Origin of the sequence: Reyranella sp. (assembly GCF_017305915.1) — a bacterium.
Classification (GTDB): Bacteria; Pseudomonadota; Alphaproteobacteria; order Reyranellales; family Reyranellaceae; genus Reyranella.
Window position 1 is genome coordinate 166,252 of sequence record NZ_JAFKJN010000011.1, and the last position, 13,839, is coordinate 180,090.

At 67.4% G+C, this 13,839-nt stretch carries 10 protein-coding genes; 8 read left to right on the forward strand and 2 right to left on the reverse strand.

The genetic code is table 11. The features are described from left to right. Positions 1–82: 82 nt before the first annotated feature. Positions 83–1,375, reverse strand: a complete 1,293-nt coding sequence (locus tag J0J01_RS09880; protein ID WP_296380105.1) for an NCS2 family permease — start codon at positions 1,373–1,375, stop codon at positions 83–85. A 111-nt stretch (positions 1,376–1,486) separates the two neighbouring features. Between J0J01_RS09880 and proS the strand changes: the two genes are divergently transcribed. The 4 genes from proS (at position 1,487) to J0J01_RS09900 (ending at position 6,178) form a co-directional block, all read left to right on the forward strand. Then, a complete protein-coding gene (gene proS, locus J0J01_RS09885; RefSeq protein WP_296380106.1) occupies positions 1,487–2,800 on the forward strand; it encodes a proline--tRNA ligase in 1,314 nt (437 codons plus the stop codon). Between the two features lie 127 nt (positions 2,801–2,927). Continuing rightward, positions 2,928–4,241: an FtsX-like permease family protein gene (locus J0J01_RS09890; protein WP_296380107.1), complete on the forward strand. Its 1,314-nt coding sequence runs from the start codon at positions 2,928–2,930 to the stop codon at positions 4,239–4,241. After that, a complete protein-coding gene (locus J0J01_RS09895; protein WP_296380108.1) occupies positions 4,234–5,505 on the forward strand; it encodes an ABC transporter permease in 1,272 nt (423 codons plus the stop codon). Before J0J01_RS09890 ends, J0J01_RS09895 begins: the two co-directional genes overlap by 8 nt. Next, positions 5,498–6,178, forward strand: a complete 681-nt coding sequence (locus J0J01_RS09900; RefSeq protein WP_296380109.1) for an ABC transporter ATP-binding protein — start codon at positions 5,498–5,500, stop codon at positions 6,176–6,178. Before J0J01_RS09895 ends, J0J01_RS09900 begins: the two co-directional genes overlap by 8 nt. Before the next feature lie 64 nt (positions 6,179–6,242). On the opposite strand, the gene J0J01_RS09905 is transcribed toward J0J01_RS09900, so the two are convergent. Then, the gene (locus J0J01_RS09905) at positions 6,243–7,019 is read right to left on the reverse strand and encodes a helix-turn-helix transcriptional regulator (RefSeq protein ID WP_296380110.1); all 777 of its coding nucleotides are present in this window, start codon (positions 7,017–7,019) and stop codon (positions 6,243–6,245) included. 86 nt (positions 7,020–7,105) lie between these two features. Here J0J01_RS09905 and J0J01_RS09910 point away from each other — a divergent pair, with 86 nt between their 5' ends. From J0J01_RS09910 to rpsB, 4 genes are all read left to right on the forward strand, one after another. Continuing rightward, a complete protein-coding gene (locus J0J01_RS09910) occupies positions 7,106–8,170 on the forward strand; it encodes an alcohol dehydrogenase catalytic domain-containing protein (RefSeq protein WP_296380111.1) in 1,065 nt (354 codons plus the stop codon). Positions 8,171–8,213: 43 nt separating this feature from the next. Further along, positions 8,214–11,660, forward strand: coding sequence for a DNA polymerase III subunit alpha (gene dnaE, locus J0J01_RS09915; RefSeq protein WP_296380112.1), 3,447 nt, complete (start codon positions 8,214–8,216; stop codon positions 11,658–11,660). A 56-nt stretch (positions 11,661–11,716) separates the two neighbouring features. Continuing rightward, complete coding sequence (locus J0J01_RS09920) at positions 11,717–12,730, forward strand: DUF72 domain-containing protein (protein WP_296380113.1); 1,014 nt, start codon at positions 11,717–11,719, stop codon at positions 12,728–12,730. Positions 12,731–13,001: 271 nt separating this feature from the next. Then, positions 13,002–13,796, forward strand: coding sequence for a 30S ribosomal protein S2 (gene rpsB, locus J0J01_RS09925; protein WP_296380114.1), 795 nt, complete (start codon positions 13,002–13,004; stop codon positions 13,794–13,796). The last annotated feature ends 43 nt before the right edge of the window (positions 13,797–13,839 follow it).

The following is a 13,839-nucleotide window of genomic DNA, read 5'->3' on the forward strand; positions in this document are numbered from 1 at the left end:
GGGCTTGACGGATCGATTGTTATGGGCACGCGCGGTTCGTGGACAAACAAATGACCGTGCGCCCTGTCGGATTACGCGTTGGCTATGGAATGAACACGTACTTGATCACGAACAGCACAGCGAGAATTCCCACCGCCGGATGTATTTCGCCGAGCTTGCCGGCGACGAGTTTGATGACCGTGTAGGCGATGAAGCCGAACGCGATTCCTTCCGCGATGGAGAACGTGAACGGCATCGCGATCGCGGTGATGACGGCGGGCGCCGCTTCGGTGATGTCGTTCCATTCCACTTCGACGAGGCCGCGCATCATCAGGCAGGCGACATAGAGCAACGCCGGCGCTGTTGCGTACGGCGGAATGGAGCCGGCGAGCGGCGCCACGAACAGCGCGAGCAGGAACAGCACCGCGACCGTGAGCGCGGTGAGTCCGGTCCGTCCGCCGGAGTTGATGCCCGACGCGCTCTCGATGTAGCTCGTCGTCGTCGAGGTGCCGACCGCGGCACCGATCATCGCCGCCGCGCTGTCTGCCATCAGGGCATTGCGCAGCCGCGGCACCGTGCCGTCCGGCCGCATGAAGCCGCCGCGATGGGCTAACGCAATCAACGTGCCGGTGTTGTCGAACAGGTCGATGAACAGGAAGGTGAAGACCACCGTCACCAGTCCGACGCCCAGTGCGCCGGCAAGATCCATTTGCACGAACACCGGCGCGATCGAGGGCGGCACGTCGAACACGCCTGCGAACTTCTGCTGGCCGGCGATGATCGAGATGATGGTCACCACCAGGATGCCGATGATCACCCCGCCCAGCACCTTGCGATACTCGAGGGCTACGATCAGGGCGAAGCCGAAGGTCGCCATCAGCACGGGCCAGCTCTTGAGGTTGCCGTGGGTCACCAGCGTGGCCGGATCCCCAACCACGATGCCGGCATTCTTGAGCGCGATCAGCGCCAGGAACAGGCCGATGCCGGCAGCGATCGCCATCTTGAGCGACTTCGGGATCGCGTTGACGATCCACTCCCGGATCGGCAGCACGCTGATGATGAAGAAGATGATGCCCGAGAAGAAGACGCAGCCGAGCGCCACCTGCCAGCTGAAGTGCATCTTCCCGACCACGACGAAGGCGAAATAGGCGTTGAGTCCCATGCCCGGCGCCAGCGCGATCGGGTAGTTGGCCAGGAAGGCCATCAAGAGGCAGCCGATCGCGGCGGCGACGCAGGTCGCCACGAACACCGCGCCGAACGGCATCCCGGCTTTGCTGAGGATGTCCGGGTTGACGAAGATGATGTAGGCCATGGTGAGGAAGGTCGTGATCCCGGCCACGATCTCCGTCCGCACCGTCGTCTTGTTCTCGCTGAGTTTGAACAGTCGTTCGAGCATTCGCGGTCTCCCCCGTGAATTGCTGCAGTGTGCGGGCATCGTCCTGTGCAAAACCAGCCGTCAAGCGTCGCAGTTTGCCTTTGTCCACAGCGTTCCCTACAGTCCGCCGCCATGCGAATGAGCCAGTATTTCCTGCCCACCCTGAAGGAGAACCCCTCGGAGGCGCAGATCGTCTCGCACCGGCTGATGCTGCGTGCGGGCCTGATCCGCCAGACCAGCGCCGGCATCTATGCCTGGCTGCCGCTCGGGCTTCGGGTGCTGAGGAACATCGAGCGCATCGTGCGCGAGGAGCAGGACGCCGCGGGCGCCCAGGAAGTGCTGATGCCGACCATCCAGTCGGCCGACCTGTGGCGCGAGAGCGGCCGCTATGACGCCTACGGCCCCGAGATGCTGCGCATCAAGGACCGCGGCGACCGCGAGATGCTCTACGGCCCAACCAACGAGGAGATGATCACCGTGCTCTTCCGCGACGGCGTGAAGAGCTACCGCGACCTGCCGAAGAACCTCTATCACATCCAGTGGAAGTTCCGCGACGAGGTCCGGCCGCGCTTCGGCGTGATGCGCGGCCGCGAGTTCCTGATGAAGGACAACTATTCCTTCGACCTCGACAAGGCGGGTGCGATCCGCTCGTACAACAGGATGTTCGTGGCCTACCTGCGCACCTTCGCGCGCATGGGCCTGAAAGCGATCCCGATGCGCGCCGACACCGGCCCGATCGGCGGCGACCTCAGCCACGAGTTCATCGTGCTGGCCGACACCGGCGAGAGCGCGGTGTTCTGCCACAAGGGCCTGGTCGACAAGGACATCCTCGCGCGCACGATCGCCTATGGCGGTGACCTGCAGCCGCTGGTCAACGAATGGACCTCTCTCTACGCCGCGACCGACGAGATGCACGACAAGGCCGCCTTCGAGCAGATCCCCGAGGGCGAGCGGCTGGCCGCGCGCGGCATCGAGGTCGGCCACATCTTCTATTTCGGCACCAAGTACTCCAAGCCGATGAACGCCGTCGTCGCCGGCCCGAAGGGCGAGCAGGTGACGGTCGAGATGGGATCCTACGGCATCGGCGTGTCGCGCCTGGTCGGCGGCATCATCGAGGCGAGCCACGACGAAGCCGGCATCGTCTGGCCGGAGTCGGTGGCGCCGTTCAAGGTGGCGATCGTCAACCTCAAGCCCGACGACGGCGCCGTCGCCGGCGCCTGCACCAAGCTCTACGATGCCTTCAAGGCGAAGGGCGTCGAGGTGCTGCACGACGACCGCGACATCCGCCCGGGCGGCAAGTTCGCCGACATGGACCTGATCGGCATCCCCTGGCAGGTGATCGTCGGCCCCAAGGGCCTCGCCGCCGGCAAGATCGAGGTGAAGAACCGCAAGACCGGCAACCGCGAGGAACTTCCGGCCGACCAGGTCGTTAGCCGGCTCGCATGATTCGTCGTCCCGAGCGAAGCAGCCCGCGGGGCTGCGCAGTCGAGGGACCTGTTCTGGCGGCAAGCAGTGACGGAATAGGTCCCTCCGCTTCGCCTCGCTGCGCTCGGCTCCGGTCGGGACGACGGTAGTGGCCTTCGCCTCAGTCGAGCGCCTGATCGCCTTCCGCTACCTGCGTGCCCGCCGCGAGGAAGGCTTCATTTCGGTGATCGCCGGCTTCTCGCTGGTCGGGATCGCGCTCGGCGTTGGCACGCTGATCGTGGTGATGGCCGTGATGAACGGCTTCCAGCTCGAGATGCTGCGCCAGATGGCGAGCATCAGCGGCCAGCTCGGCGTCCAGGGCAACCGCGACGGCCTGCAGGCCACGCCCGAGCTGCTGACCAAGCTGCGCGCCATCGCGGGCGTGCGCTCGGCGACGCCCGCGGCCGAGGGCCAGGTGATCACGGTCGCCGGCGAGAAGGTGAGGGGCGTGCTGATCCGCGGCATGACGCCGGACGACTTCCGCGCCCGCACCCCGCTCGCGGCGGCGATCGACGGCTCGCCCGCCACCCGCGAGCGCTATCGCAACCTCTGCCGCAGCGACGACGGCAGGGCCATCGACTGGGGCACGCTCAAGGACTTCGGCGACGGCTTCACCGTCGCGGTCGGCAGGCGCTTCGCCGACCTGATGGGGCTCAAGGTCGGCGACCGGCTGCAGATCGTCTCGCCGGTGTCGATCGCCACGCCGCTCGGCGTCATGCCGCGCTCGGCGATGGCCGAGGTGACGGCAATCTTCTGCGCCGGCATGTACGACTACGATTCGAACTTCGTCTACGCGCCGCTGCCCGAGGTGCAGCGCCTGCTGGCGATGGGCGACAGGGTCACGACCATCGAGCTCTTCCTGGCCGAAGGCACGCCACTGGGGCCGGCCAAGCGCCAGGTTGCCCAGGTGGTCGGGCTGCAGGGCTGGGTGTTCGACTGGTTCCAGGCAAACTTCGGATTCTTCGCCGCCATCCAGGGTCAGACCAACGTGCTGTTCATCGTGCTGACCATGATCGTGCTGGTGGCGGCCTTCAACATCGTCTCCAGCCTGGTCATGCTGGTGCGCACCAAGACCGGCGACATCGCCATCCTGCGCACCATGGGCGCCACACGCGGCACGATCCTGCGGCTGTTCCTGCTCGATGGCCTGGCGATCGGCGGCATCGGCGCGCTGATCGGCGTCGTGCTGGGGCTGGCCTTCGCCCTGAACATCGAGGCGATCCGGCAGTGGCTGCAGCACACTTTCGGCCTCGTGCTGTTCGACGAGACCCTGTACCTGCTGGCCGAGATGCCCGCGCACATCACCTGGCAGGAGGTGGCGGTGATCGCCGGCATGGCGCTGGTCTTCGCCCTGGTCGCCTCGCTCTATCCGGCGTTCCGCGCCGCGCGGCTCGACCCGGTGGAAGGGCTGCGCCGTGAGTGACCAGGCCAGAAACGGGGCCGTCGAACGCTGGCTCGCCTGGCGCTATCTCGCGACCCGCCAGCGCGAGGGCTTCGTGTCCTTCATCGCGATCTTCTCCCTGATCGGCATCGCGCTCGGCGTCGCCACGCTCATTGTCGTGCTGTCGGTGATGGGCGGCTTCCGCGCCAGCCTGATCGGCCGGCTGATCGGCATGAACGGCCACATCGTCATCACCGCCAGGGACGGCGGCCTGCTGCAGACCTCGCCCGAGCTGCTGGCGGCGCTGCGCGGCGTGCCGGAGGTCAAGACGGTGCGGCTGACGCTCGAGCGCCAGGCGCTGGTCGGCAACCCGGCCGGCCAGACCCGAGGCGGGCTGCTGCGCGGCGTGCGGGTGGAGGACCTGACCTCGCGCGAGATCGTGACCAGGAACATCGTGCAGGGCGAGCTCGGCGCCTTCGATACCAGGCCCGGCGTGGTGATCGGCGAGCGCCTGCGCCAGGCCCTGGGCATCGGCATCGGCGACAAGATCACGGTGACGACCCATCGCCTCAACCAGTCGGGCACCATCGCGCCGCGCTATGCCGACTACGAGGTGCTGGCGAGCTTCCTGACCAAGCGTTACGAGTTCGACAACGCCCTGGTCTTCGTGCCGCTCCGGATGCTGCAGGAAGACCTCGAATACGACAACCGCACCGTCAGCTCGATCGATCTCGACCTCGCCGACGCCAACCGCGCACCGCAGGTCGCCGAAACCATCCGCAGGACCCTGAAGCGCGACGACCTCAAGGTCGCCGACTGGCAGACCCTGAACGCCCGCTTCGTCGGCGCCCTGCAGGTCGAGCGGGTCATGATGTTCATCATCCTGACCCTGATCGTGCTGGTGGCGGCGATGAACGTGGTCGCGAGCTTCACCATGCTGGTGCGGGTCAAGCGCGGCAGCATCGCCATCCTGCGCACCATGGGCGCGGCGCCCGGCACCATCGTGCGGGCCTTCTTCATGTCGGCCGCGGCGGTCGGCCTCGTCGGCACCCTGGCGGGCACCGCGCTCGGCCTGGTGGTCTGCGGCAATATCGTGCCGATCGCGCATTTCATCGGCAGCCTCGGCGCCGGCCAGAACGGCAACTGGGTGGAGATCGAGTTCATCACCTCCGCCCCGGTGCGCGTGCAGACCGGCGAGGTGCTGACCGTGATTGCGATCGCCCTGGTGCTGTCGCTGGCCGCCGCCGCCTATCCCGCCTGGCGCAGCACGCGGATCGAACCGGTCGAGGCCTTGCGCAATGAGTGACGGTTTTCCTCTTTCCCTGCGCGACATCAGGCGCACCTTTCAGCAGGGCGACCGCAAGCTCGAGGTGCTGCGCGGCATCTCGCTCGGCCTCAAGGCCGGCGAGATCGTGGCGCTGGTCGGTCAGTCGGGCAGCGGCAAGTCGACCCTGCTGCACATCGCGGGCCTGCTCGAGCGGCCCGACGGCGGCGACGTCGTCGTCGACGGCAAGTCGGCCGGCAAGGCGGGCGACGGCGCGCGAACCGCACTGCGGCGCAAGTTCCTGGGCTTCGTCTACCAGTACCACCACCTGCTGCCGGAGTTCTCGGCGCTGGAGAACGTGATGCTGCCGCAGATGTTGAACGGCCTGTCGCGCAGCGAATCGCGGGTGCGTGCCGACGCCCTGCTGTCGATGGTCGGTCTCAAGGAGCGGGCGGATCATCGTCCGGGCCGGCTGTCCGGCGGCGAGCAGCAGCGGGTCGCGATCGCCCGCGCCGTCGCCAATGCCCCGCGCGTGCTGCTGGCCGACGAGCCGACCGGCAACCTCGATGCTTCGACCGCGGAAACGGTGTTTCGCCAGCTCCTGGCGCTGGTGCGCGAGACCGGCATGGCCGCGCTGATCGCGACCCACAACTCCGAGCTCGCCGCCCGCATGGACCGCACGGTGCGGATCAGGGACGGCATTCTGTCATCCTGAGCGAAGCGAAGGATCTAGCGCTTCGACAGAATCGCTGGTCGGTCCGCTAGGTCCTTCGCTACGCTCAGGACGACAGAGGCGTGTAGATCACCAGCTTCAGGCCCGGATCGTCGTTGCATTGGAACGAGGCGTGCTGGAAGCGCAGCACGCCCTTCTTCGGGTGCGCCATGCGCTTGACGCCGGCGGCGGCGTCGCGGATGTCGTGTGCCTTCCACCAGCTTGCGAACTCGGCGCTGCCGTCGCGCAGCCGGCCGAGCAACTCGATGAAGGCGGGATCGCCGGCCCACAGGTCATGCGTTTTGCGGAACTGCGCCACCATGCGCCGCGCCTCGTCGGCCCAGCTGTTGCCGAACAGCCGGCGGGTCATCGGATTGGTCAGCATGCAGAGCAGGGTGTTGCGGTCGCCCTCGGGGATGCGCCCCCAGGCGAAGATCTTGTCGGCTGCGTCGTTCCAGGCCAGCACGTCCCAGCGCCGCCCCGAGACATAAGCCGGATGCGGCAGGCTCTGGACCACGCGCAGGACCGCCTCGGGCACGATCTCCCTGGCGAAGGCGCGCTGGTCGCCGTGGCGGGCGAGCGAACGCAGATGATTGTGCTCGCTCTTGCCGAGCTTCAGCGCGCGGGCGAGGGCATCGATGGTCATCAGCGACGGGTTGACGTCGCGGCCCTGTTCCAGCCGGACGTACCAGTCGACGCCGATGCCGGCCAACTCAGCTACTTCCTCGCGGCGCAGGCCGGGCGTGCGCCGCCGGCGCGTCGCCGGCAGGCCGACGGCCTCGGGTCGCAGTCGCTGCCGCCGGGAGCGGAGGAAATCACCGAGTTCGGTGCGCCGTGCGTCCATAGGTCTTTTAATCCCAGGATAATACCAGGTCTGAATGACCATAGGTCGCGGCGGCACAATGGGCCATCCCCAAATCGAGGTGATCCATGAAAGCAGCCGTCCTCAAGGCGCTCGGCGCGCCGCTCGCCGTCGAAAGCGTGCCCGACCCCGTGCTCGGCACCGGCGAGGTGATCGTCGATGTCGTCGCCACCCGCATGCTCGCGTATGCCGGCGAGGTGTTCAGCGGCGAGCGGCAGTACCTGCTGGAGCTGCCGATCGTGCCGGGTCCAGGCGGCGTCGGCCGGGTACGCGCGGTCGGTCCGGACGCCACACGGCTCGCGGTTGGCGACTGGGTGTCGATCGACCCGACCGTCCGCTCGCGCGACGACACGGTGTCGCCCGACATCATCCTGCAGGGCCTGACCGCGGGCAGCCAGGCGGCGCTGCGCCTGCAGCGCCACTATCACGACGGCGCCTTTGCCCAGCAGGTGAGGGTGCCGACCGAGAATATCAGCCTGATCGGCGCCATCGATGCCGCCGACGCCGGCCGCTGGTGCGCGCTCGGCACGCTGCTCATCCCCTACGGGGGATTGCTGGCCGGCCGGCTGGCGGCGGGCGAGACCGTGCTGGTCAACGGCGCCACCGGCGCCTTCGGCAGCGCCGGCGTGGCGGTCGGTGTCGCGATGGGCGCGTCGGTGGTCGCGACGGGCCGCAACGAGGCGGCGCTGGCCGATCTCGAGCGCCGCTTCGGCAACCGCGTGCGGACGGTGAAGATGACCGGCAACGAGGAGGACGACCGCCGGCAGATGCAAAGGGCAGCCGACGGGCCGGTCGACTGCGTCCTCGACCTGCTGCCGCCGATGGCTGAATCGAGCTGGGTGCGCGCCGCGGTGCTGGCGGTGCGGCCCTGCGGACGCGCCATCCTGATGGGCGGCATCCGGGACGACGTGGCGCTGCCTTATGCCTGGATGATGCGGGAATGCATCGAGATCCGGGGCCAGTGGATGTATCCGCGCGACGCCACCCAGCGCATGATCGGGCTGATCCGCTCGGGCCTGATCCGGCTGGAAGACTTCGCGGTGACCGAGTTCCCCTTGGACAAGGTCAACGAAGCCGTGGCCCATGCAGCGGGCAATACCGGGCCTTTCAAGATGACGGTGGTGCGGCCCTGATTCATGCCTCGTTTTCCACAACATATGGGAGCCATAGTGGGGTGTGCCCCTCGCTGACTTCATCCATCTCAAGGTCCGGTCCGCCTATTCGCTCACCGAAGGCGCGAACAAGGTCGACAAGATCGTGGGCCTGGCCAAAGAAAACGCCATGCCTGCGGTCGCCGTCACCGACCGCAACAACCTGTTCGGTGCGCTGGAGTTCTCCCAGTACGCCGCCAAGGCCGGCATCCAGCCGATCGTCGGTGTCGATCTCGCGATCCGCCGCGAGGAAGAGGGCGGCATCGCCTCCAACAAGCTGCCGTCGGTCGACTGGCTGACCCTGCTGGTCCAGAACGAGGAAGGTTACCTCAACCTGATGCGGTTGGTGAGCCGCGCCCATCTCGACTTCAAGACCGGCTCGACCGCGGCGCTGCCGTTCGACGAGCTGGTCGGCCACACCTCGGGCCTGCTGGCCTTCACCGGCAGCCCCTCGAGCCAGCTCGGCCGCCTGCTGGGCGCGGGGCAGGGGCCGGCGGCGCAGCACCAGGTCGATCGGCTGGCGAAGCTGTTCGACGGCCGTCTCTATCTCGAGGTGCAGCGCCACGGCGAGGACAACGAGCGCCGCATCGAGGCGCCTCTGATCGATCTCGCCTATGCCAAAGGCCTGCCGCTGATCGGCACCAACGACGTGCATTATCCCAAGGCGGCGATGTACGGGGCGCACGACGTGCTGTTGTGCATCGAGCAGGGCGCGCATATCGAGGATCCCAACCGCCGCCGGCTGACGCCCGAGCACTACTTCAAGTCGGCGCAGCAGATGCGCGAGGTCTTCGCCGACCTGCCGGAGGCTTGCGACAACACCCTGGTCGTGGCGCAGCGCTGCGCCTACATGCCGGAGCCGCGCAAGCCGATCCTGCCGAGCTACACCAAGCTCGACGGCCGCACCGAGGGCGAGGCGCTGCGCCATCTCGCGCGCACCGGTCTCGAGGAGCTGCGTGCCGCCGATCGGCTGGCCGCCGACATCGACTTCAAGACGTACGAGGAGCGGCTCGTCTACGAGCTCGACATGATCGAGAAGATGGGGTTCGCCGGCTACTTCCTGATCGTCGCCGACTTCATCCAGTGGGCAAAGGACCACGACGTGCCGGTCGGGCCGGGCCGTGGCTCGGGTGCGGGCTCGCTGGTCGCTTGGTCGCTCAAGATCACCGACCTCGATCCATTGCGCTGGGGGCTGCTGTTCGAGCGCTTCCTCAATCCCGAGCGCGTGTCGATGCCGGACTTCGATATCGACTTCTGCCAGGACAAGCGCGACCGCGTGATCCGCTACGTGCGCGACGAGTACGGCCACGACCGCGTCGCCGCCATCATCACCTTCGGCAAGCTGCAGGCGCGCGCGGTGCTGCGCGACGTCGGCCGCGTGCTCGGCATGCCCTACGGTCAGGTCGACCGCATCTGCAAGCTGGTGCCGAACAACCCGGCCAACCCGGTGACGCTCGCCAAGGCGCTGGAGACCGAGCAACTCCTCAAGGACCAGTACGAGGCGGATGAGGAGATCAAGCGCCTGATCGACCTGGCGCTGCAGCTCGAGGGCCTCTACCGCAACGCCTCGACCCACGCGGCCGGCGTGGTGATCGGCGACCGGCCGCTCGACCAGCTGGTGCCGCTGTTCCGCGATACCGACAGCCGCGACTCCCTGCCGGCGACGCAGTTCAACATGAAGTGGGTCGAGCCGGCCGGGCTGGTGAAGTTCGACTTCCTCGGCCTCAAGACGCTGACGGTGATCGAGAAGGCCTGCGACCTGATCGGCCGCGACAAGATCGACATCGCCAAGCTGCCGCTCGACGACAAGAAGACCTTCGAATTGCTGGCCCGCGGCGACGGATCCGGGGTGTTCCAGCTCGAAGGCAACGGCATGCGCGACGTGCTGCGCAAGCTCAGACCCGACCGCTTCGAGGACATCATCGCCGTGGTCGCGCTCTACCGCCCCGGCCCGATGGAGAACATCCCGAGCTACATCAAGCGCAAGCACGGCGAGGAGACGCCCGACTACCTGCATCCGATGCTCGAGGGGATCCTGAAGGAAACCTACGGCGTCATGATCTACCAGGAGCAGGTGATGCAGATCGCCCAGGTGCTGTCCGGCTACACGCTGGGCGGCGCCGACCTGCTGCGCCGCGCCATGGGCAAGAAGATCAAGGCCGAGATGGACGCCCAGCGGCAGAGCTTCATTGAGGGCGCCGAGAAGAACGGCGTCAAGAAGGACAGGGCCTCGTCGATCTTCGACCAGGTCGACAAATTCGCAGGCTACGGCTTCAACAAGAGCCACGCTGCCGCCTACGCGCTGGTCTGCTACCAGACGGCGTATCTGAAGGCGAACCATCCGGTCGAGTTCTTCGCAGCGACCATGACCCTCGATATGGGCAACGCCGACAAGCTGAACGGCTATCGGCGCGACCTCGAGAAGGTTGGCGTCGAGCTGCTGCCGCCCGACGTCACCAGGTCGACCGATGAGTTCACCGTCGAGGTCACGCCCGAAGGCAAGAAGGCGATCCGTTACGCGCTCGCCGCCATCAAGGGTGTCGGCCGCGACGCCATGAGCCGTCTGGCCGCCGAGCGCGCCGAGAACGGGCCGTTCAAGAACCTGTTCGACCTGGCCGAGCGGGTCGATCAGAAGGTGTTGAACAAGCGGCTGGTCGAGAGTCTCGTCAAGGCCGGCGCGTTCGACACGCTGAACAAGAACCGCGCCCAGACCTTCGGCGCCATCGAGGCGCTGCTGCGCCATTCCGCGGCGACACACGAATCGCGGGTCAGCAACCAGAACAGCCTGTTCGGCGACGACACCGCACAGCGCCGGCCGCAGCTTCCCAAGGTCCCGGACTGGGCGCCGATGGAGCGGCTTCAGCAGGAATTCTCGGCGATCGGCTTTTACCTGTCGTCGCATCCATTGGCGCAGTACGAGGTCAGCCTGAAGCGGCTGGGCGTGACCCGCGCCGCCGACCTGCCGGCGCTGCTCCAGCGCGGCGCGCCGGGACGCATCAAGCTCGCCGGCACCGTCATCGACCGCATGGAGCGCACCTCGGCCAAGGGCAACCGCTTCGCCTTCGTGAGCTGCTCCGACCAGTCGGGTGCGTTCGAGCTCACGGTGTTCAGCGAGGTGCTGAGCGCCAAGCGCAACCTGCTCGAGGCCGGGCAGGCGGTGCTGATCTCGGCCGACGGCCGGCTCGACGGCGAGCAGGTCAAGCTGATGGCGCAGACGGTCGAGAAGCTCGAGGACGCGGTGGCCAACGCCGCGGCCGGCCTGCGCATCGTCATCAGCGATCCGAGCTCGCTCGAGGCGCTGCGCAGGGCGCTGGACGGCAAGAAGGGACGCGGCCGCGTGACGCTCGTGGTGCCGATCGAGAAGGATGAGTCCGAGGTCGAGGTGACCTTGCCCGGCACCTATTCGATCGCCGGCGGCCTGCGCGACATCATCGGCAGCATGCCCGGCGTGGCGCAGGTGGAGGAAATTTGAGCCGTAGCTTTCCTCCCCATATGAATGGGGAGGAAGCATTTGTTGATGGAGCGAGATTGAGCCAGCAGCCCAGCCTGTTCGAACAGCCGGGCGAGCCCAAGCGGTCCAAGCCCGCACCCGGCGAGGTGCGTCCCTCGTGGGACTCGCCGCTGCTGCAGGCGCCGGTGCTGCCGACCGACATCCGGTTGGGCACCTCGTCATGGTTCTTCCCCGGCTGGCGCGGCCTCATCTACGAGGGCGTGCATCCGCAGACCGCGCTCAGCAAGAAGGGCCTGGCGGCCTACGCCCAGATCCCGTTGCTGCGCACGGTGAGTCTCGACCGCACCTTCTACGCGCCGATCACCACCGTCGAGTACGCCCGCTACGCCATGCAGACGCCGGACCACTTCTCCTTCGTCGTCAAGGCGCCGGCATTGGTCTGCGACGCGGTGATTCGTGGCGAGGACGGGCACGGGAAGGTGCCCAACCCGCATTTCCTCGATCCCGGCATCGCGGCGCGCGAGTTCGTCGTGCCGTGCCTCGAGGGGTTGGGCGCGAAGGCGGGGCCGCTGGTGTTCCAGGTGTCGCCATTGCCGCGCAGCCTCGTCGAGGAGGCGCCGATGCTGATCGAGCGGCTGGAGGCGTTCTTCGCGGCGCTGCCTCCGCAGCTTGGCAAGCAGGAGCCGCTGTACGCGCTCGAACTCCGGAACGCCGAATTGCTGACGCCGCGACTGATGCGGATGCTGCGTGATCAGGGCGTGCGCTATTGCGTCGGCCTGCACGATCGCATGCCGGAGGTAGAGCGGCAGGAGACGGCGCTGTCGGTCCTCGACGGCGAGGCGCCGGGCGACCTCGTCGTGCGCTGGAACCTGCACCGGGGCTTTCTCTACCAGGCGGCCAAGCAGCGCTACGAGCCGTTCGACAAGCTGGTCGACGAGGACCCCGAGACCCGTCGGATACTGGCCCGGATGGCGGCCAAGGCCTTCAAGGCTGGTCGCAAGGTGTGGATAACGGCCAACAACAAGGCGGAAGGCTCGGCGCCGCTGTCCTTGCTCAAGCTGGCCGAGGAGGTCGCCAACAATTTGCACTAGGGCGTCCGGACCATCCGGGATTGTCCGGCCGAGGGGGGAGGGGCCGGATTCCCGGATTCGCGCATAAAACCCTTGTGGGATCGACATCCGAGGTGTCCGAGATCGGGCCGGATTCCATCGAATGGGTTGCTTTCCCGCCGCCGACCCTCTAGATAGGCGCCACTTCGCACGCGGGTTTGCGGTCGACGGGGAGACATCCCGCCGCTCGCTCCGGTGTTCCCCATCCGGGGGACGACGCCCGCGGAGGCCTAACCGGAAAAGGAGTTGCGGCATGGCTATGCCGACTTTTACGATGCGTCAGTTGCTGGAAGCGGGTGTCCATTTCGGTCACCACACCCGGCGTTGGAACCCCAAGATGAAGCCGTACCTGTTCGGGGTGCGCAACGGGGTCCACATCATCGATCTCACCAAGACCGTGCCGTTGCTGGAGCAGGCGCTACAGCAGGTCCGCCAGGTCGTGTCCAACGGCGGCCGCGTGCTGTTCGTCGGCACCAAGGCGGCGGCCTCCGAGCGCGTCGCCGACGCGGCCAAGCGCTGCGGCCAGTACTACGTCAACCACCGCTGGCTGGGCGGCATGATCACCAACTGGCAGACCATCTCTGCCTCGATCAAGCGCCTGCGCGAGCTCGATGACCGCCTCAAGGGCGACGTCGTCGGCCTGACCAAGAAGGAGCAGCTCGACCTCACCCGCGAGCGCGACAAGCTCGAGCGGTCGCTGGGCGGCATCAAGGAAATGGGCGGGACGCCCGACATGCTGTTCATCATCGACACCAACAAGGAAGCTATCGCGGTGCAGGAAGCCCGCAAGCGCGGCATTCCGATCGTGGCGGTGCTCGACAGCAACTCCGATCCCGACGGCGTCGACTTCCCGATCCCGGGCAACGACGACGCGATCCGCGCCGTGTCGCTGTATTGCGACCTGATGTCGGGCGCGGTGCTCGACGGCATCCGTGCCGAGATCGCCGCTTCCGGCGGCGACGTGGGCGAGCTCGACGAGCCGCCGACCGACGATGTTCCCGCCGCCGAGACCGACGGCGCGGGCGCCGAGGCATCGCCGGCCGAGTAGGCCGGCCCTCCGCGAACCAAGTCAGGGGCCGGTCGCAAGACCG